The organism is Pseudoalteromonas rubra (assembly GCF_005887095.1).
Classification (GTDB): domain Bacteria; phylum Pseudomonadota; class Gammaproteobacteria; order Enterobacterales; family Alteromonadaceae; genus Pseudoalteromonas; species Pseudoalteromonas rubra_E.
On record NZ_PNCI01000103.1, the window covers coordinates 1 to 18,677 of the forward strand.

General features: G+C 50.9%; 17 protein-coding genes. 10 read left to right on the forward strand and 7 right to left on the reverse strand.

Annotation, left to right across the window (positions count from 1 at the left end; translation table 11 throughout):
* Together CWB99_RS23200 and CWB99_RS23205 are read right to left on the reverse strand one after the other, a co-directional pair.
* Positions 1–3,043 (reverse strand): hypothetical protein (locus CWB99_RS23200; protein WP_138686237.1); only part of this gene is annotated, 3,043 nt, incomplete at its 3' end.
* Positions 3,036–4,643, reverse strand: a complete 1,608-nt coding sequence (locus tag CWB99_RS23205; protein WP_138551246.1) for a hypothetical protein — start codon at positions 4,641–4,643, stop codon at positions 3,036–3,038. The genes CWB99_RS23205 and CWB99_RS23200, both read right to left, overlap by 8 nt.
* A gap of 277 nt (positions 4,644–4,920) precedes the next feature.
* Here CWB99_RS23205 and CWB99_RS23210 point away from each other — a divergent pair, with 277 nt between their 5' ends.
* Positions 4,921–5,685: an MBL fold metallo-hydrolase gene (locus CWB99_RS23210; protein ID WP_138551245.1), complete on the forward strand. Its 765-nt coding sequence runs from the start codon at positions 4,921–4,923 to the stop codon at positions 5,683–5,685.
* Here CWB99_RS23210 and CWB99_RS23215 read toward each other — a convergent pair.
* Both CWB99_RS23215 and CWB99_RS23220 read right to left on the reverse strand, forming a co-directional pair.
* On the reverse strand, positions 5,677–6,792 hold the full coding sequence (locus CWB99_RS23215) for an aminotransferase class V-fold PLP-dependent enzyme (protein WP_138551244.1): 1,116 nt from the start codon (positions 6,790–6,792) through the stop codon (positions 5,677–5,679). The genes CWB99_RS23210 and CWB99_RS23215 overlap by 9 nt on opposite strands.
* A complete protein-coding gene (locus CWB99_RS23220; RefSeq protein ID WP_138551243.1) occupies positions 6,789–7,973 on the reverse strand; it encodes a PrnB family protein in 1,185 nt (394 codons plus the stop codon). The genes CWB99_RS23215 and CWB99_RS23220 overlap by 4 nt, the downstream gene beginning before the upstream one ends.
* A 133-nt stretch (positions 7,974–8,106) precedes the next feature.
* Between CWB99_RS23220 and CWB99_RS23225 the strand changes: the two genes are divergently transcribed.
* The 4 genes from CWB99_RS23225 to CWB99_RS23240 are packed head-to-tail and all read left to right on the forward strand — an operon-like array spanning position 8,107 to position 13,740.
* Entirely contained in the window at positions 8,107–8,568 is a 462-nt protein-coding gene (locus CWB99_RS23225; RefSeq protein ID WP_054017705.1) for an Lrp/AsnC family transcriptional regulator, read from the forward strand.
* Positions 8,569–8,587: 19 nt separating this feature from the next.
* Positions 8,588–11,308 carry an ATP-binding protein gene (locus CWB99_RS23230; protein WP_138551242.1) on the forward strand — a complete coding sequence of 907 codons (2,721 nt, stop codon included), beginning with the start codon at positions 8,588–8,590 and terminating at the stop codon, positions 11,306–11,308.
* Positions 11,281–12,609 carry an alpha/beta hydrolase gene (locus CWB99_RS23235; protein ID WP_138551241.1) on the forward strand — a complete coding sequence of 443 codons (1,329 nt, stop codon included), beginning with the start codon at positions 11,281–11,283 and terminating at the stop codon, positions 12,607–12,609. Before CWB99_RS23230 ends, CWB99_RS23235 begins: the two co-directional genes overlap by 28 nt.
* Positions 12,610–12,612: 3 nt before the next feature.
* A complete protein-coding gene (locus tag CWB99_RS23240; protein ID WP_138551240.1) occupies positions 12,613–13,740 on the forward strand; it encodes a GNAT family N-acetyltransferase in 1,128 nt (375 codons plus the stop codon).
* Here CWB99_RS23240 and CWB99_RS23245 read toward each other — a convergent pair.
* Entirely contained in the window at positions 13,717–14,310 is a 594-nt protein-coding gene (locus CWB99_RS23245; RefSeq protein ID WP_138551239.1) for a DUF938 domain-containing protein, read from the reverse strand. The two genes, CWB99_RS23240 and CWB99_RS23245, sit on opposite strands and share 24 nt — an antisense overlap.
* Before the next feature lie 170 nt (positions 14,311–14,480).
* Between CWB99_RS23245 and CWB99_RS24290 the strand changes: the two genes are divergently transcribed.
* The 5 genes from CWB99_RS24290 (at position 14,481) to CWB99_RS23265 (ending at position 17,553) form a co-directional block, all read left to right on the forward strand.
* Complete coding sequence (locus tag CWB99_RS24290; protein WP_171045438.1) at positions 14,481–14,657, forward strand: hypothetical protein; 177 nt, start codon at positions 14,481–14,483, stop codon at positions 14,655–14,657.
* Positions 14,658–14,750: 93 nt separating this feature from the next.
* Positions 14,751–15,122, forward strand: coding sequence for a hypothetical protein (locus CWB99_RS23250; protein WP_138551238.1), 372 nt, complete (start codon positions 14,751–14,753; stop codon positions 15,120–15,122).
* Positions 15,123–15,130: 8 nt separating this feature from the next.
* Positions 15,131–16,507 carry a class II fumarate hydratase gene (locus CWB99_RS23255; RefSeq protein ID WP_138551237.1) on the forward strand — a complete coding sequence of 459 codons (1,377 nt, stop codon included), beginning with the start codon at positions 15,131–15,133 and terminating at the stop codon, positions 16,505–16,507.
* A gap of 89 nt (positions 16,508–16,596) precedes the next feature.
* Positions 16,597–17,166 carry a hypothetical protein gene (locus CWB99_RS23260; RefSeq protein WP_138551236.1) on the forward strand — a complete coding sequence of 190 codons (570 nt, stop codon included), beginning with the start codon at positions 16,597–16,599 and terminating at the stop codon, positions 17,164–17,166.
* A 9-nt stretch (positions 17,167–17,175) separates the two neighbouring features.
* Positions 17,176–17,553, forward strand: a complete 378-nt coding sequence (locus CWB99_RS23265; protein ID WP_138551235.1) for a hypothetical protein — start codon at positions 17,176–17,178, stop codon at positions 17,551–17,553.
* Between the two features lie 70 nt (positions 17,554–17,623).
* Here the strand turns inward: CWB99_RS23265 and CWB99_RS23270 are convergent, their stop codons facing one another.
* Together CWB99_RS23270 and CWB99_RS24295 are read right to left on the reverse strand one after the other, a co-directional pair.
* Positions 17,624–17,845, reverse strand: a complete 222-nt coding sequence (locus CWB99_RS23270; protein ID WP_249332087.1) for a hypothetical protein — start codon at positions 17,843–17,845, stop codon at positions 17,624–17,626.
* 182 nt (positions 17,846–18,027) lie between these two features.
* Positions 18,028–18,192 (reverse strand): hypothetical protein, encoded by a 165-nt coding sequence (locus CWB99_RS24295; protein ID WP_171045439.1) that lies wholly within the window; start codon positions 18,190–18,192, stop codon positions 18,028–18,030.
* Positions 18,193–18,677: the final 485 nt, after the last annotated feature.

The window sequence follows — 18,677 nt, forward strand, 5'->3', positions numbered from 1 at the left end:
GCGAGCCTGCAAAAATCACATCGCTGCCACTGCCCGACTGAGTGACAACCGGACGAGAGCTGAGCGTACCGCCGGTGGTCCGATACCACAGGGTACGCTGGTCCTTTTCGGCATAAATTGCACTCCCTTTGCCCAGATACTGCTGGCCATTAAAGCCCACTGTAGGCGTATAATTAAGCGGATCTTCCACCTGTCCGGAGGTGCTGTCGGCATTATAGGTGGCATAACTGGCACCAAGGAGCGCATTTTTTACACCCACCACAAAGCCACCATTGGAATAAGCCGTGTCTATCGATGCGGGCACCTTAATCTTAAGCTCATGACTGCTGACATAGGTGATGTCGGCAGCACTCAGCTGATGGCTGATCCCGGTGGTATTTTGCTGCACCGAGACAATATTGCCCGTTGAGGCAAACGCCGCGCCTGAAACGATATACTCTCGTGTATTAGTGCCTTTGGTTACCCCAACGATTTTTGCATTGGTGTGTTGTACCGTCTGAGTGCTTGGTGCACTCTGCGCACCATTGCGATTATAGGCTGTGACCCGATACTGCACAATTTGATCGGCTCTGGCTGATGCCACCCGGTAAGTGACTTCCGGACCATGCTCGTTGAAACGGCTGACCGGCAATTTACTGGCCAGTGTATACCAGTATCCATCACCAATTTTACGTTCGAGCTTAAAGTACCACTGCAAGCTGCTCTGTGCGTCATAGGCTCGTTCAGAGTCAATCTCTAAGGTGTAAGGTCCAAAGAAGTGTCCGGCATTACTAAAGTAAGCCCGTGGCGGGGCTGTGCCCTCATTGCGGATCTGCGTCTGATCACAGTCCGCGTTACTGTATTTTAGTTCGCCGCTGTGGTCGGTATTGGTGGCCACCGCGCAATAAAACGCATGCTTATTATGATCAAGGACAGGTTTGACGATGCTCGTTTTCAGCACCAGGTTGTCTGCCGACAGTGTCGCTATACGCTCCCACTCACTAAGCTGAGCAGGCGGCGCGGCTGAGGTGTCCTTCACATATTCATACACGTCGTAACCCGTTGCATGATCGCCACCTTGTCCGCCGTTGCGCGTTAATGTAATGTCTATCACCCCGGGTTTCGTTGCGCCATCATGCGCCAGCTCAAGCCGTGGATTAATGGGCACCAGAGAGTTAAGCGTATACGAATAGGTTGCTGTGCTGTCGACAAAGTGTTCGCTCTGCTCATCACATTGGCTACCCGTGCGCAGATATGCCCGGACTTTTACCTTCAGAGACTTAGGCAGTGCCAATCCGGGGGTCCATTTCATGGTGGCAGACACAGTCCCCGGAGTGTCTTCCAGCAGGGGCAAGGGTTGATCTATCTTTTGGCTGGCGATCAGGGTACCGTTACTTGCCGTGTTTGGCTCAACCAGCGCGATACGACATACATGGCTGTGCTCAGAGCTGAGCGCGCCGATTTCGATTTGTTCGCTGTACTCAACGCCACGCGTGCGCTGTGTGTTACTGCTGTTGTAGTTTAGGGTAATTCCCGCACTGTTTTGTACGGTAAAAGGCACAGCCGACAGCGCCTGCGCTTCTGGCCTGTCCGTATCGTCGGCCACAATCATCACCAAGGCATACCGGCCTGGTGCCGCATTGGCATTAAAGGACGCGGTATAAACACCACTGCTCACCGTGAGGCTGTCTACACTGATTGGGGTTGCGCCCTGGCAACTGGCCACCCCAACGCCTTCTCCTGGCACCAGGCACAAAGAGAGTCTGTGCAAGTCGACCGGCTTGCCATCATCCATAGCCTCCAGCTGTACCGACATCGGCGTATTCGGCAATACCACATCGTCGCTTAATTCAATGCCTGTCAGATTGGGCCGGGTGGCCATATTGAGTGTGACAGCGTTGGATATGCCGTCCCCTGACCTGGCAATCAAGGTTGTGGTAGCCGAGAGCGGATACTGTCTGAAACAGGCCGTCTTGTTACGATTAACCACTGAATTACCTGACTTGAAACAGGTAAGCACTCTTGATTGGTTATCGTTTAGCGTAAGCGTACCTGCACCGTCCAGCGCATAAGTACGGCTGCTGTTACCGACCTGAGCATTTAGCGTAGCAGCACTGGGCCAGTTAGGTTCTGTGGTGTCACCATCCTCAATCTCAGCGACCACAATCACATCTTGGTCATCAAACAGTGTGTCACCATCAGCAAGCGGTTGACCCTGTTGAGTGTACACAGCAAGCGACACGGTTGATGAGGTGTTTGGCTCTACAATTTTTGGCTGGGCATATTCAGCACGCCCTGTTGTGCCAAAATAGTCTGTGGCAATGGCCACAAACCTCTGCTCTTCGTTGTACTGCAGCGGATAGGTTACTGAAGCCGAGATGTCTTTGCCCTGACAAGCATTATCTGGGCTGCTGGTACATGAATAGAGGGCTGAGCCATCACATCCACCGGCGCTATTTGCTTTGCAGATTTTTAAAGCGTTTAACTCGGCTCCACTCGCTGTCACCTTTAGCGCCAGCGTGAGCTCGTTAACCTCAGCAGAAAAAGCCAGTTTGATGGGAGTTTTTTCTACCACACTGATTTTATTAGTACAGAATACTTTCTGTACATGGACGCCATCTAATGCATCGGTATTATGACTGCGAAAAAAATACTTGGCCGTCAGGGTATATTCGCCGACTTCTGACACACGCACTAAATAGTCATACGCATTGTACACCCCGCCACTGCCAGGACTGTCTCCCTCAATCAGTGTGTGGGTGGTGCCTTTGGTCTCATTTTTGAGGGTCAGGTGTACATAGTTAGCAAGCATGTTCAATGTTTGACTGGGTGTCACCATGTGTGCATGCACCGTGATGGGGTCATTGTGATTATCCACCTGCTCCCGATAGTGTTCTCTTGAGCAGTATCTGCGTTTGTTGGCAAGCTCTGTACTGTTAAGAGGCGCTGAACGCGTGAGCAAGGCCGACTCAGACAGAGTCACCCCGGTGCCTGTCGTAGGTGTGGTTGCTTCAGCAGCCCCGCTTAACAATAGGCACCCAAATAATACAATAATCTTATTCATTGCCTGCTCCTGTGTCGTGTACCCACTCTACGGTGATCATGTTTTCGTTATAGGCGGCGTTTTGTATATCACGCGCCAGCTGCTGCTCTGTCGGCAGGCGCATGGGCACAGAAAACAGGTCAATGGGATTACCAGGTCCGATCGGATCATGGGGATCGACGGGTAATATCGGGCCACCCGGGTCGATGGGGACAACCGGCGTCGTGTTGTCAATGGCCCCCGGATCATCAATAGAAATAGCAGCCACACTGCGCTGGCCGTTGCTGGATTTAACAAATGGCAGGTACAAAGTGCGCGCCTGCGCGTCTACCGCAGGGGTTACAATCGAGGCACTGTCACGCATTTGCTCTGGCAGGTAAGCACTTTGATGCAGCTTACTCAGGGCCCTGTCGTATTCCATCATCAGCCCTTTGTTGTCGATAAAGATAATGCCGTAGTCGTTAAGCGGGACCGGTGGCAAGGCCGTCATTGTGCCAACACCAAAGGGCCCGTCTATGGGTTGTGCCGCGGTACTGGTTCTGCGCACGACAGTAGCCCCGGCAACCACACCATCACTGGTTGTTTTGCAACGGGCAGAGGTAGAGTAATAAACAGAAACCCGACACACTTCACCACTGCCGTCGAGCTTGCTGACCCCAAAATACAGACCGCTACTAAATACCAGCGGCCGATTAAGCACTTTTCCGCTCAACTGCTGGGTCCAGACAACTTTGGCCTGCGCCGGTCGGTGGTCAATCTTGTGCAGCGCATTTTGCTTATCTACCAGGAATAAATATTTGTCATCCACAGCAACCACAGTACGCGGCACCGGATCCAGCCCCAGAGATTGCAAACGCACAGAGTAGGCGCCATGGTGTATTGTGTCGGGGTCGTCAACCTGCTGGTATACAAGCTGAACCTGCTTTTCAATCACGCGACGAGTGTGGCCCTCGGCCCGCAGCGTAAACAGCGCGCTTTGTTCAAGCTTCACCGCTTCGCTGCCCTTGTTCGGCAAACCTGTACGATATGGCTGGCCATTTTTAAGCAAAGTCACGCTGTAGGCTCCGGCGACGTCCCAGCTGAGCTGAGCCTGCTCCCAGGGCAGTACGGTGAGTTTGTCGGTCTGAAAGGTTTCTATGCCCAGATGGTACTGCTGTGCGTCGTATAACTCGGCAACAAAGCCTGCGCCGCAGTCCAGTTGATTACAGGGCATAATCAGGTAACGGGCATCTGCAAACGGGGCGTCCAGGGTATAGCTTGTGCTGTAGCTTTTGTAGCGCCGTATAATTGCGGCACCAGAACCGGAAAAGCTTGCACTGGCAGCGGCCACCTGAGTGAACGCTTGCGTGTCGTTACCCATGATACCGTCACGTATCGCGCTGTTGTGGCGTGCCTGATACACCTCATAGCCCTCATAGGCCTCGATGTAGTAATACGTTGCGCCTGAAACCGCCGGCCAGCTTAGCTGATCGCGGCTGCCTTTGAGGTGTATGCCGCGGGCGTGTCGGGGTAATTGAGGTCCGTACTCATTATAATTAGCCCCGGACGTTTGCTGCGCATTGCCCTGGGGTAGATAGCCTACCACCATTAACAACGCCACGCACAAATAAAACCAATTCAAAACAACATCCTAATATATGTTAAATTATTTGGGCGCAAATGTATCAATTAAAGGCACGTACGAAAACCTCAAACAGAGACAAGTGGACAAAAAGCAAACAAACAATGTCACTTTATGATTATATTCATGAAAAAAAGAGGATAACTTTGCAACAACGTTAAGAAGCAGGCATAAAAACAGCGTCAGACTACCGCCTCATTAACAGATAATTTCGTTTTGCCTATCTGGTCAGATGTGTTACCAATAAGAGATGTGTCAGTGCGAATTAACTCCCTACATGAAAATTCATACACTCGAAGGTTATATTCAGAATATCTATCTGGTGGCTTACCCGGATAAGCTGTTGCTGCTGGACGGCTGTAGTCGCGCAGATGTTGCGATGATCTGCCAGTTTATTACCGATGACCTGAACCGCCCGCTCCATCAGCTGAGGTTGATCGTAGTGACCCATATGCACCCAGATCATGCCGGCGGGGCACATTATTTACGTAAATTAACCGGTGCACAGATTGCCACGGCCAATTGCCCGGGTCAGTGGTATCGGGGCCTGGATGGTATGCTGATGCATTTATCGGACATCGCACTGGCGTTATGGGTCGCCGGGCGCAAACGCAAAGCACGAAAAAACCTCTGGTATTCACGCACCCTGACACCCGATGTGTATCTGCCCGATGGCGCCAAACTGCCAGGCTTTGAAGATTGGCAGGCCTTGCACACTCCCGGCCACACAGACAGAGACATCAGCCTCTATCATGCACACCGCAGTACAGTGTATATCGCCGATGTGATGGTGCAGGTGCGCGGCAAACTCATCCCGCCTTATCCGGTGTTTTACCCCCGGCTTTACCGGGCAACACTGCTTAAACTGCAACAGCTGTCCCCCGCCACTGTGATGCTGGCGCACCACAGTGAGCTTGCATATGCCGACATTGATTTTGCGCAGCTGCTACAACTGGCGCCTAAGCAGCCCGTTACCCACTGGCGTTCGGTAAAAACCAAAACCAAACGGGCGCTCGGGCTGGGTAAACGCCGTTCAGGCTGATACGGCGCGGGTAAAGATCTTAATGAAGGCGTCGATATCCTGCTCAGTGTTATAGATATGCGGTGAAACCCGGATCCCCAGCTTACGCGCATCGACCGCTATCCTGGCCTCTTTTAAGGCCGATAATACGGCGTCCTGGGCCGCACCGGCGTTGAGAATGGCCGTGCCGGAGCAGCGTTTTGCATCGGTCGGTGCGACATACCAGGGAGCCAGCTGCGCCTGTAAACGCGCCAGCATGCTCAGGTTATGCGCCCTCACCTGTGCCACCCCCAGATCAGCAAAGTAATGCATGCTGTGAGCGGCAAATATATAAGCGGCCACAGACGGTGTGCCACCCCAGAAGCGCAGTGCACTATCATGGGGCGCAAAGTGATGAATATCAAACTCCATCGGGTTCTGATGAGAAAACCAGCCAACGTCTTTGGGCTGACAGTGTGGCAGAACATCGGGATTGACCCAGATAAACCCGGCACCGGGTCCGCCACACAGCCATTTTACGCAGGAACCCAGCACACAGTCCGCCGCACTGTCGGACAAATCTATGGGGATCACACCCGCGGCCTGAGCGATATCGACGATCACCCGACAGCCCTGTGCTTTGGCAAGTGCCGTGATGGCTGAAACAGGTGCCTGCTGGCCTGTATTAGAATACACCTGGCTGACGAATACCCAGTCAATCTCACTGTGTAAATGCTGCTGCCAGACACTCAGATCGGACATATCCAGATCAGCGGGGATAAAGTGGATTTCAACATCCGCAACGGCCTGCTGAAGTACAAACCCCATGCTGGGGAAGTCACTCTCACTCATCAGCACACGTACTGTCTGGCGGCCCGTTTCCGGCAAGCTCATCACAAACTTAGTTAACCCACTGGAGAGGTTGCTTTGCGGGCAAAAATAGTCGGCCTGACTATTGAACAGCCTGGCCAGCGCCGAGGTAAATTGCTGTATGCCATCGAGCCACTGATACCAGGGCTCATGGTTGTCGCCAGCCCAGGGATGAAAGTAGCGCTGCATAAAGTCCTGTTCAGCCGTCGCCAGAGGTCGGCCTACCGAGTGGCTGAGCAAATAGTGACCCTGAGGTAAGGAAAAGTCTGCCTGTTTCATTGTGTGCCCTTCACGATACTGCGACGCAGTATGTTTAAATCATCATAGCGGGTAAACACGTCTTCGCGTTTTGCAGCTGCCCGCTTGTCTCGTAGCAATGCCAACTGGTTCAGCAGCACAGGTAAAGGTGGTCCGCTGGCCGTCACTTTATCCAGATGCTGAGTATTCATATCGCCCGATGGCTGGGCAATGTACTTTTCTACCAGCTGATTATGATGCTGAATGGCAGTATCACCGTGCAGCTTGCACACCTGCACAAACGCACTCACGGCTTCCTGATACCAGCTGCTGCTGTGGTGCTGTTCAGCCGCCGCGACAAAGGCATCCATTAAATTAGGTAAACGCATGCATTCGCGCAGCGTGGCCTGATCCTCGGGCATCATATACAGGAACTTGTCCACCAGCATCTGAGCGTAGTTCACGTCATTGGCCTGGCACAAGCCCAGCATCATATCGATCACATTGATCCCGGCAAAGTCCCCGGCATTGGCTCCGCGGTAGACTTCTTTACCCACCCGGTACGGTTTGTAATAGGGACGAACAACATAAAAGAATGCATCGGTGTCCAGCTGTTCGAACAAACACTGGTTCGAGCGGATCACATCTAGCAAAGCGTCTTTGACCTGTGTCAGCAGCACGGGCGTCATGGGATGCGAAATGCCCAGCGGCTGGATTTTTAATAGGCACTCTGCGGCACGTTTGTAGGCCAAAATAGCCCGGGTATTGTAATCGATAAACAGCTGCTCGGCCGGATGACTGGTAAAGCGTTTATATACTCCATTTATTGCGCGATTGTGCGTGGTCAGATGTGCCGTTGCAAAGCGTGGCGTGACACCGATGGATGCCCCAATGTGCATCGCAAGTGCCGATGCCTCTTTCAGGGGCGAGTACTGTTCCCGGCTCGGCTCGGTGAGTTCATGTCGGCGGCAGGCAGCCATATACAGCCCCACGTTGCCCAGCAGGTCGAATGCATTGTCAAAGCCCTCATCGGTATTACCTTCGGCCAGCAATGCCTGGATATGCTGCTGGCCTTCGTTGAGTAGTTGTTGTTTTATCTCATCTTCTACACCTTCAACATTGGCCTTGTCCTGTTGCTGCCAGTACGCAGCTTCCAGCTTGTCGTTAAGCGTAACAAAATCACTGCGGATCCAGTGATCAAATGCGTGTGTTAGTGTGGTCATCTGTAGCTCCCCAAATTACGAGTCTCAGGCTACCAAACCTTATGCGCTAAGAGTTGCTAAAATTCATGTGAACGCTAGACTAGATTAGTAACAATATAAAAAATCAACCTAATCATTAGCAGAATTCACTACTATGGCGCACTTGGATAACAAAGATCGTATTCTTCTTCGGGCACTGCAGGACAATGCCCGTCTCAGTAATGCTCAACTTGCTGAACAAGCCAGTTTGTCTGACACCCCTTGCCTCAGGCGCGTCAAAAAGTTACAACAAGATGGGGTGATTTTAGGTTACCACGCTAACTTAGCACCGCAATCACTGGGCTATACTGTACTGGTGTATGCGTTTATTCGCCTGAGTGAGAACTCCGCACAGGCCGCCACTCAGTTTGAGTCTCATGCAGAGCAGCTGCAACAGGTACTCAGCTGCTCAGTGGTGTCTGGGGCGCATGATTACTTACTCGAAATCATTGCCGAGGATCTGCCCAGTTACGAGCATTTTGTCAAACATCGTCTTGGCGCCATCGGCTGTATTGCAGGGATTGAGTCAACTATCGTTTTAAAGCAAACGTTTAGCAAACGACCCCTGCCGGTTTAACGCAAAGGATTCGATCCATATGCAGTTCCAATTTCGCACAGTGCATCATCAGTGGGTTGCTTATGTGCTTATGACTCTGAGCTATTTTGCGCTGGGCAAAGCCCTGACCGCATTTGCGTTTCAGGATCAGGTGTTGCCCATCTGGCTACCGGCGGGCGTCGGCCTGGTGGGTGTGCTGATTTGGGGCTGGCGCTTTTTGCCCGGCATATTTTTAGCCTCTGCGCTGTTTAACTGGACCACGGCCCATGGCTATGTATTTAGCCAGGCAAGCTTATCGCAGTATCTGCAAGTTTCCATTATTGCACTCGGTGCCTGCCTGCAGGGGTTAGCAGGCGGGTTGCTCCTGCGGCACTGGCTCGGCGATCCGTTACGAATGCGCTCTCGTAAGCACATTGCCTATTACATTTTTTTGGTTGGCATACTCGCGAATCTGATCTCCGCGAATATCGGCGTATTCTCGCTCAGCCTGTTTAACCCCGAGTATCAATTCACTCATCACTGGCAAAACGTGGTGGCCTGGTGGCTGGGCGACAGCCTCGGTATCCTGATTTTTACTCCCCTGTTACTGCTGATGCTCGATGCATGGGCGTTTAAGCAACACAGTTATCACCGCAGTCGTAACGTTTTTGCCACCAGCTTTGTGCTGTTTTTATCTGTGGTACTGACAACCTATTTATATAATCAGGGTAATATTCAGGCTGCAAAGCGTGAGGCGCAAAGAGAATTAAGACTGATAGAGAACCTGCTGTTGCAACAGGTCAATCTCAGTATGCTGGCAGTGCAAGGTGTGGCCGCAAAGCTGCAATCGCTTAGTGAGGTGAACGCTGAGGAATTTCATCAGATAGCGCAGCAGCAGCGTAACCGCTACCCCTTCTTACGCGCTATTTCCTGGAATGTCAGGCTTAATCAAACACAGGGGAACGCGCTTCAGCGTCAATTCGATGCGCTGTATGATGGCCGGGTTAAACTCAAAGGGTTGCCGCTGGCCCCCGATGATCCCCTGGTGGTTGTCACCTATGTTTCACCGCAGGCCGAGAACTTCAGCGCACTGGGTTTTAACGTGTATTCACGGGAAAACCGCAAACAGGCATTAGAAAACCCGACGATCACTATACGACCACAGGCCACAGACATCATTGAGTTAGTGCAAAGTAACCCTCCTATTCCTGCCTACTTGTTGTTTTCACCGGTCTACCATCGTGACGCCACAGATCCACAGACGGATATTCTGGGGTATGCCACAGCCGTGGTGCAAACGGATACTTTACTGGGCTCTGTGTTGAAAAAGTCTCAGGCTGACAGCTACAACGTTGCGGTATTTGATGGCAGTAATGCACAGCCCTTCTATCGCAATCAGCCATTCTCGACCACCCAAATGTCTGCAGACAACCTGTTCGAAACCCGCATTCAATTTGGTGGCCAGATTTGGCGTATAAAACTTGAACTCAGGGCCGATTTTGTCGCCAGCCTCAACCACAGACAGACAGTGTTACTGTTGTTATTGCAGTTAAGTATTACCGCGTTGATCACTTTTATTGTGTTGCTCAACAACTATCAGCATTACGAACTTAACCATCTGGTGGAACAGCGCACTCAATCGCTGCGCAAGGCGGTTGAAGATGCTGAACGAGCAAACCAGGCCAAGAGTCGGTTTCTGGCCAATATGAGCCACGAGCTCCGTACCCCACTAAATGCCGTGGTGGGCTTTGCTTCTTTGATGAAAACAACCCACTCTTTTGACACCCTGCAGTCTTACGCCAGCCGCATTGATATGGCCGCAAAAACACTGCTTAACCTGGTCAATGACATTCTCGATATTGCCAAGATTGAATCCAACCATCTGGTCATCGAACGCCATGACTTTGATTTACAAGAGCTGCTTGGCCGGATTGATAGTCTGTTTACCACCAGCGCCGCGGATAAAGGTTTACAATGGCAACTGAATACCAATATCAGTGGAGCCTGCTGGCTCAAGGCGGATGAACTCAGAATAGAGCAGATCTTGCTCAATCTGTGCAGCAATGCCATCAAGTTTACCGACAACGGTAAAGTAACCCTCCACTGTGAGGCACTCCATGGAGACAGTGACTACCTACTTACTTTTTCTATCATCGACACAGGTATTGGTATTGACTCTCATAAACAGCAACTGATTTTTGCGCCTTTCACACAAGCCGATGCCTCTACCTCCCGACGCTTTGGTGGCACGGGTCTGGGCCTGGCTATCAGCAAAGAGCTGGTGGGGCTGATGGATGGGCAACTCTCGGTACAAAGCACCCCGGGGCAAGGCAGCACCTTCACTTTTTCTTTGCGCTGCCCGTTTGGCGATGCCCAACTGGCAGACAAAGCCGAACTTGACCACTCCTTACTGAAGGGCATGCATGTGCTGGTTGCAGAAGACAACCCGGTTAATCAACTGGTTATTAAAGCCATGCTGCAATCTATTGAAGTCGAATTTGTGCTGGTGAGCGATGGTCAGCAGGCCGTCGACGTGTGTGCAGAGCAGGACTTTGATCTGGTGCTTATGGACTGTCAGATGCCGTTGCTAGACGGCTATCAGGCAACCACACTATTACGCAAACAATTCAGTCAGCAACAATTGCCGATTATCGCGCTGACTGCCGACGTGATGCCTGAGGATAAGGCCTATGCAGTCTCTGTCGGGTTTAATAGTCACCTTGCAAAACCACTGGAGCGCGATAAGCTGGTGCAATGCTTAATACAATATCGACTGTCATGATTAAAAAAGGGTATTTGTTTTTCATACTGGCCGGCCTGGCACAGCTTGTTGCGACACCAGCACAAGCACAACAGGCACAGACCTGTCTGGAGCTGGTAAGCGACCTGTCCCGCTATCAAATCGACGCGCAGCAGGGCACGTATCGCTATGCCAATGACGTGGGCCCAGCCGTGTTGGATATTCCCGAGGCGCAGTCGTACGCAGCCTATCTCAGGGCAACCCGAGCGCTGATCCTGGCACGCAACCCAAAAGCCACACTCCGTTGTGAGCTGGCAACCAAAGTGTCGGCGCAGCTCTCCGATCCTGCAACTCAGATAGCTGATTACGTTGCTCCATTTGAATTAACACATCCGAACAATCAAAAGGCTGTACTCCTGATCCATGGATTAACCGACTCGCCCTTTATTTTTCACACTCTGGCTGCGGATTTGTTTGCGCAAGGCTATGACGTCAGGACTATGTTGTTACCCGGCCACGGTACTGCAGCCAGCGACCTGAAAGAAGTCGACTACCGGGACTGGCAACAGCATGTGCGATATGCCATTTCGCGAACAGCCAGTGACTATAACCATTTTGCAGTGCTTGGCTATTCAACCGGGGCTGCCCTGGCAACCACAGAAATAGCTGCCCGTCGGCCTGATAACCTGGCGGCTTTGGTGCTAGTGGCACCGGCTACGCAAAGCCACAGCGAAGTGGCCTGGCTGGCAAAATGGCTGGACTGGCTGCCCTGGGTTGACTGGGTTGATAAGAGGGCCGATCTGGATCTGGCAAAATATGAGTCGTTTCCTTTACACGCGGTCACGCTGGTAGAAGAGGCCATGGCCAATATGCGAGCAGCCAAATTACCAGCCTCACTGCCAACTCTGACCATTGCCAGCGATGTTGATGGCACCATTGACAGTCAGGCGACCTATGAGTTGCTGACCCGCTGGGCACAAGATCGCACCGCCCCGCTGGCACTGCGCGTCTATGCCCCAAAACCCATTACTGCGTTACCTGAGTCGATTAACGTAACTAACGTCACCACCCTCGACAGGGTCATTGATATGTCGCATATTGGCATGTTAAATCCACCGGATCATCCTTATTACGGCAGAGCGGGAACCTTTCGCAATTGCGATTCCTACCTGGAGGACATTGTGGCCTTTACACACTGTAAGACCACAGAAAAACCGTATTTTGGCGAGCGCAGTGCAACAAACCTGGCGCAACACGCTCCTTTGGTCCGGGTGTCCTTTAATCCCGATTATGATCCTATGGTTGCGCAGCTGCTCCAGTTTTTGGACAGGGCAATACAATAACCTATGTATCAACATCGTTTTATCACTCAGCTTTCGACACTATCCGCCGCCGAGCGTACAGCACTTTCTGGCCAGTCTCCGTTTAGTAGTGTTGCCTGGCTGGACGCACTGGAGCACAGCGGCTGTGTCGGTGAACAGACGGGCTGGCTGCCCTATCACCTGCTGGTATATCAGGACACTCAATTGATCGCGCTGCTGCCCGGCTATATTAAACTCCACTCATATGGCGAATACGTATTTGACTGGGCCTGGGCCGAAGCGTATGAGCGTCACCAGTTGCCCTATTATCCCAAGTGGATCTGTGCCATTCCGTTTACGCCTGTGGTGGGGAGTCGCATTTTATCCAGCAATCCGATACCCGATGCACTTTATGACTATGCAACGGCTGCGCTACATCGGGAGGCAAAACAACATAGCTGGTCGGGCTGGCATATCAATTTCCCGACACAGTTGGCAGGCTGGCAGCGCCAGAATCTGATGGAGCGCCACGGTGTGCAGTTTCACTGGAAAAATCATGACTATTCGGATTTCAACGACTTTCTTGGCGCAATGACGTCGCGCAAGCGTAAGTCCATCAATAAAGAACGCAAAGCAATCCAGGATCAGGCGCTCACGATCCGCTGGTATCAGGGAGACGAGATCACGGAAGAAATAAGGCAGGCATTTTACCTGTGTTATGCCACCACCTATCTCAAGCGTTCAGGACATCAGGGCTACCTGAACGACACTTTTTTTCAGCGTATCTGCGAGACCATGGCCGCTCAGGTTGCCATTGTATGCGCATTTCAGCAGGATAAAGTCGTGGCAGCAAGTCTGTACTTACACGACGAGCACACCCTGTATGGCCGTTACTGGGGCGCGCTACAAAGCCATAACCACCTGCACTTCGAACTGTGTTATTACCAGGGAATTGAGTATGCCATTCGTCACAAATTGCGCCGCTTTGACGCCGGCGCACAGGGAGAGCACAAGCTGGCACGGGGTTTTGAGCCTGTAATCACCCACTCTTATCACCACATCAGTCAGCCAGATTTTGCGCTGGCAATTGATGACTACCTGGCCCGGGAGCGCTTACATATGACGGAATATCGCAACCAATGCGCGAGTTTACTGCCGTTTAAAAATCAGTAAGCGGTTGTTCGCCGGCATCGCATAGTCTTCCTGTAATACCAGCTCAGCGTGCTCGGCAAGAGAGCAGATCCATTCTATATTGCGGATCCCGCTGTGTGGATCTCGACTGCGCAAAAAGGCGTCAAAGTCCTGGTTACTGGGTGAGGTAAACTGGCCGTTATAATTAAAGGGACCATAAACCATTAGCAGTCCACCTGTAGCCAGGTGCTGTTCCACCCCATCAAAAAAGGCTTGGACCAAAGTTTCAGACACAATATGCAAGGTGTTCGCGGTATAAATCGCGGGAACTTCAGTCACCGGCCAGGGTGTGGATGCCAGGTCGAGTGTGAGTGGTGCGGGTAGATTGCCAGCGCCACTGTCTTCACTCCACATCAGGATCCCAGCATGATTGACGGCCAGATCACTACACTGCCAGGTTAAATGAGGCTGCGCAGTCGCAAAACAAGCGGCATGTTGCCCCGTACCGGATCCGACCTCCAGTACAAACGTGACCTCAGCTAAAAAAGGACGTATTTTTTCGAGTATTGGCTGCTTATTATTCTCACATGCCTGAGAGTAAGGTTTTTCCATTTTGCACCTCTGTGATCCAATTTTGCGCTCTATTGATGCAATCCTGTCGCTAAAATGCAAGCAGTTTTAGATTGCATGAACTTAAACATATAAAAAACATACAATTTTATCCTTGGTATAAAGCATGCATTGTCTATACTGAAATTTCGACACAACGCTTGGAGCACATTATGACAACCTCAGCTCTCTCTCATTTACCTTTAACAAGCCGTGGTCTGATAGACACGGATGCAGAACCTAATTTACTGGAAAGCGAAGACTACTGCCAGGAAGTAGCAGATCTTTTGACCAGCCCGGAACAAGAGCGCGAGAAAACGGCCCAGCAGTTTTTACTGGGGTATAATTAACCCGCATTAGTTCTGTACACAATCAGGGCTTGCTAACTCCCCCCCTTTAGTGTAATGATAATTATTATCGTTACACTAAAGGAATACTCCACTATGCTGACACCGCTTGCGCTCATCAATTTTAAGCCGCATTTAAACGCACAATGCGCTCGCCCTTATCTGGACGCACCTCAGCAGGTCGCCGAATTTATCAGTGCGGGGTGTGATTTGGCTAAATGGTACGAGCGACAATCCTGTGCATTGCTTCAGGAGCTGTATCTCAGGCGAGTATTCTTTGAATTACTAAACCACATAGCTGATCCTCTGGTGCACACTTGTGTGCGACAGCAGTGCCTGGAACAAATCTATAAGCCGCTGCTCGCTCTGAAGCGCTATTACAAAGCAAAACGCAGAGGCTTACATAAATTCTACCTGCTAGAGCGGGAAGCCAGGATCATCAGCCATGAATTTAATCCGTACAGCTAGGAGTAGTTATGAGCGAATTTAGACAGGTTTCAGATAGCATGGGTGTGTTAGACGTACCACAGGATGCGCTTTATCAGGCGCAGACTCAGCGTGCCATCAACAATTTCCCGGTCAGTGGACTAACACTGCCAAGCAGTTTTATTCGTGCGCTGGCTTACATCAAACAAGCAGCCGCAGAATCCAATCAAGAGCTGGGTCATCTGGGCTCAGATAAGGCTCAGGCAATTGTTGCTGCCTGCCAGCAAATCATTGATGGCGAGCACTTGTCACAGTTCCCTGTTGACGTCTTTCAGACCGGCTCAGGCACAAGCTCCAATATGAATGCGAACGAAGTGATCGCATCATTGGCCAGTCAACTCAGTGGCGAGACAGTCCACCCCAATGACCATGTAAACATGGGACAAAGCTCCAACGATGTGATCCCTACAGCAATTCATGTCAGCAGTGCCATTTTGGCAGTGTACGAGCTACTACCCGCGCTTAAACACCTGTCTCAGGTGATTGAGCATAAGAGCAAAGAAGTCGGCCATTTGGTGAAAACAGGCCGCACCCATTTGATGGATGCCATGCCTGTTACTTTTGCACAGACACTCAGTGGCTGGCAGCATCAGGTTGATTCTGCCTGTGAGGGCATAGTACAGGCACTCGAGAAGGTCTATGAGTTAGGACAAGGCGGCACAGCTGTTGGCACCGGAGTGAACGCCGATGAACGTTTTGCTGCTACCTTCAACAGCTATCTGAGCAGTAATGTGGGGATCCGCTTCACCCCCAGCAAAAACTTCTTTTATAACATTGGATCGCAAGACGCCATTGTCGCGCTATCGGGCCAGTTAAAAACGCTCGCAGTGGCCAATATGAAGATAGCCAACGATCTGCGCTGGATGAATTCAGGTCCTTTAGCAGGCCTGAGTGAAATAGAATTACAAGCTCTACAGCCTGGATCTTCCATTATGCCAGGCAAAGTCAATCCCGTGATCCCGGAAGCCGCTGCCATGGTCAGTGCACAGGTGATCGGCAATGACGCCACAATCACCGTAGCCGGTCAGTCGGGAAATTTTGAGCTGAATGTGATGCTGCCTGTTATTGCCTATAACATTTTGCAGAGTATTGAGCTGCTGGCAAATATGTCACGCCTGCTTGCCGACAAAGCCATTGCGACCTTTAAGGTCAATGAGCCCAGGCTGCAGGAGGCACTCACTCGTAATCCAATCTTAGTCACGGCTTTAAATCCGGTGATCGGATATGAAAAAGCCGCCTTCATCGCCAAACAGGCTTATCAACAAGGACGCCCTATCATTGAGGTTGCTGCCGAGCACACTGATTTAAGTGAAACTAAGCTACGTGAATTACTGGATCCTCAAAAACTCACTCTTGGCGGGCTGTAACCGTATCACGCGCCAATAAACTTGGCGCGTGAATCTTGTCACAAGAGAAAAAGCGCGGCACACTGAAAGAAAAATAGACAGGATCTGATATGAACGCGTTTAAACTCTCTCTTTGCAGTTTGTTTTTCATTGCCGGCTGCAGTGCTTCAGGTAACGACCCCGTGAACAACGAGGAAACCACCAACGCTCAGCAGAACACCGCAGACGAGCGAACGGTTGCGCCTGCCAAACTACAAACTAAATCTGCTGTCAGACATGATGTTGGGCACAGTAAACCTACCCCAGCAGACAAAGTACACAAGGCGGAACCCATCGCCCAGATCGATGAAGACGCGATCAGCGAAGCAAGGCTGAAAAACCAACGTGCTTATCTTAAATTTATTACCAAAGACAAAGAGTGTGACACCACGACTCAGTGTCAGGTGCTACCGGTTGGCAGTCGGGCCTGTGGCGGCCCCTCAGATTATGTCATATTCTCAACAAAGACGGCGGACCCAGAGAAAGTCAAAGAGCTGGCCGACAAGTTAACACATGCCGAAGCCACCTATAATGCCAAAAATCAAATGGTCAGTATTTGCCAGCACTTGACTGTGCCAGCCACTCAGTGCGTCAACAATAAATGTGTTAAACTCGAGCATTCAAACCAGGCAACCTACTAGGGATTTTCAATGAAGTATCAGTGTTTGGCGCTTTTTTTGCTCACAGGTTTACTGACTGGCTGTAGTAGTACTCAGTCCACGCAAGCAACCGATAATGATGATAATCAGGCGCTGTCGGAATTAGTGGCTGATAAGGGATGCGATGCCAGCTTTCAATGCAAAGTAATCGGAGTAGGAGAGCGGCAAACCTGTGGTGGTCCAAGTCAGTATGTTGTGTACTCAGTACGCAATGTAGATGAAAGCCAGGTCGAGCGGATGGCTTTGGCTATAACACGGCAAGAGCATGCCCTTAACCAACAAACTCCACCCAGCGATGTTTGCAAGCAAGTATTGCCTATCCAGGCGTTATGTATCAATAGCCAATGCCAGGCAATCACACTGAAATAATCTAGCGTACCACCTCACAACTGCCAGAAGGTAAAATCCATCTGGCAGCCTATCATTTATCAGGCTAGCCCTAGAGCAACCACTGACTTAGCAATGAGATAGGTATTATCAAAAACGCACACAGACATGCCCACCAGACATATCGGATCTCAATCTGCTTCTTTACCCAATAGCAATAAATAAACTTCACCAGATAAGTAGAGGCACATCCAAAGAGGGCAAAAATAACAAGCAGAACGAGTAAATACAGAGACACAATCAGCTCAACACCACGACAATGAACATTTATCATAACGACTCATTGCACACAGAGCAATGCAAGATAATCAGCGCCAAAGACAAACAGCCGTGTCCCCTGCCATATTCCGGCAATAGCTTCACAGACTCACTCCTCTTTGCACTCAGTCAGCCGCGAAGTCGCTAGCCTTCAGAAAGCTCGGCGCATAAAGGTGCACAACATACACCACTTTTAATTCACTCCAGCCACGACTCCAGACTCACCCATTTACCAACTACACCGTTGTCATCCCGCACTGGATGCGGGAGCTGTTTAAACCAGCCTTTCAGTGCTGAGTAGGTTTGTTTCGGTGTATTTGTCATGCCTACGAAGTAGCTTTTCAGCAGTGGCTCCAGGCTCATCCTGCTCTACCACACCTCCAACAACAACTCCGTTGTCATCCCGCACGCGATGCGGGATCCATTTAAACTTGTTTTTCGGTGCTGAGTAGGTTTGCTGCGATGTGGTCTGTTGGTAGATCCCGCATCCAGTGCGGGATGACGGTAGTGTAGACCTGTATGAATGGAGAAATACATGACACTTCGTCAGAAATCGCTCTATACATCATGAAAGCAAGGAGTATGTTTGAACCGGCGTATTTACTACACATGAAGTGTGGCCTTCCAGCAGCGACTCCTGGCTTACCCTATTCTACAACACCTCCAACAACTCCGTCGTCATCCCGCACGCGATGCGGGATCCATTTAAACCTGTTTTTCAGTGCTGAGTAGGTTTGCTTCGATGTATTTGTCATGCCTGCGATGTGGTCTGTTGGTAGATCCCGCATCCAGTGCGGGATGACGGTAGTGTAGACCTGTATGAATGGAGAAATACATGACACTTCGTC

Bases quoted from the DNA above. Each gene is read 5' to 3' on its own strand.
- CWB99_RS23230 (WP_138551242.1), top strand. From the start codon at position 8,588: ATGCAGTTCCAATTTCGCACAGTGCATCATCAGTGGGTTGCTTATGTG.
- CWB99_RS23270 (WP_249332087.1), bottom strand. From the start codon at position 17,845: ATGATAAATGTTCATTGTCGTGGTGTTGAGCTGATTGTGTCTCTGTAT.
- CWB99_RS23265 (WP_138551235.1), top strand. From the start codon at position 17,176: ATGAAGTATCAGTGTTTGGCGCTTTTTTTGCTCACAGGTTTACTGACT.
- CWB99_RS24295 (WP_171045439.1), bottom strand. From the start codon at position 18,192: ATGAGCCTGGAGCCACTGCTGAAAAGCTACTTCGTAGGCATGACAAAT.
- CWB99_RS23235 (WP_138551241.1), top strand. From the start codon at position 11,281: ATGCTTAATACAATATCGACTGTCATGATTAAAAAAGGGTATTTGTTT.
- CWB99_RS23255 (WP_138551237.1), top strand. From the start codon at position 15,131: ATGAGCGAATTTAGACAGGTTTCAGATAGCATGGGTGTGTTAGACGTA.
- CWB99_RS23240 (WP_138551240.1), top strand. From the start codon at position 12,613: ATGTATCAACATCGTTTTATCACTCAGCTTTCGACACTATCCGCCGCC.
- CWB99_RS24290 (WP_171045438.1), top strand. From the start codon at position 14,481: ATGACAACCTCAGCTCTCTCTCATTTACCTTTAACAAGCCGTGGTCTG.
- CWB99_RS23225 (WP_054017705.1), top strand. From the start codon at position 8,107: ATGGCGCACTTGGATAACAAAGATCGTATTCTTCTTCGGGCACTGCAG.
- CWB99_RS23210 (WP_138551245.1), top strand. From the start codon at position 4,921: ATGAAAATTCATACACTCGAAGGTTATATTCAGAATATCTATCTGGTG.
- CWB99_RS23260 (WP_138551236.1), top strand. From the start codon at position 16,597: ATGAACGCGTTTAAACTCTCTCTTTGCAGTTTGTTTTTCATTGCCGGC.
- CWB99_RS23250 (WP_138551238.1), top strand. From the start codon at position 14,751: ATGCTGACACCGCTTGCGCTCATCAATTTTAAGCCGCATTTAAACGCA.
- CWB99_RS23245 (WP_138551239.1), bottom strand. From the start codon at position 14,310: ATGGAAAAACCTTACTCTCAGGCATGTGAGAATAATAAGCAGCCAATA.
- CWB99_RS23220 (WP_138551243.1), bottom strand. From the start codon at position 7,973: ATGACCACACTAACACACGCATTTGATCACTGGATCCGCAGTGATTTT.
- CWB99_RS23215 (WP_138551244.1), bottom strand. From the start codon at position 6,792: ATGAAACAGGCAGACTTTTCCTTACCTCAGGGTCACTATTTGCTCAGC.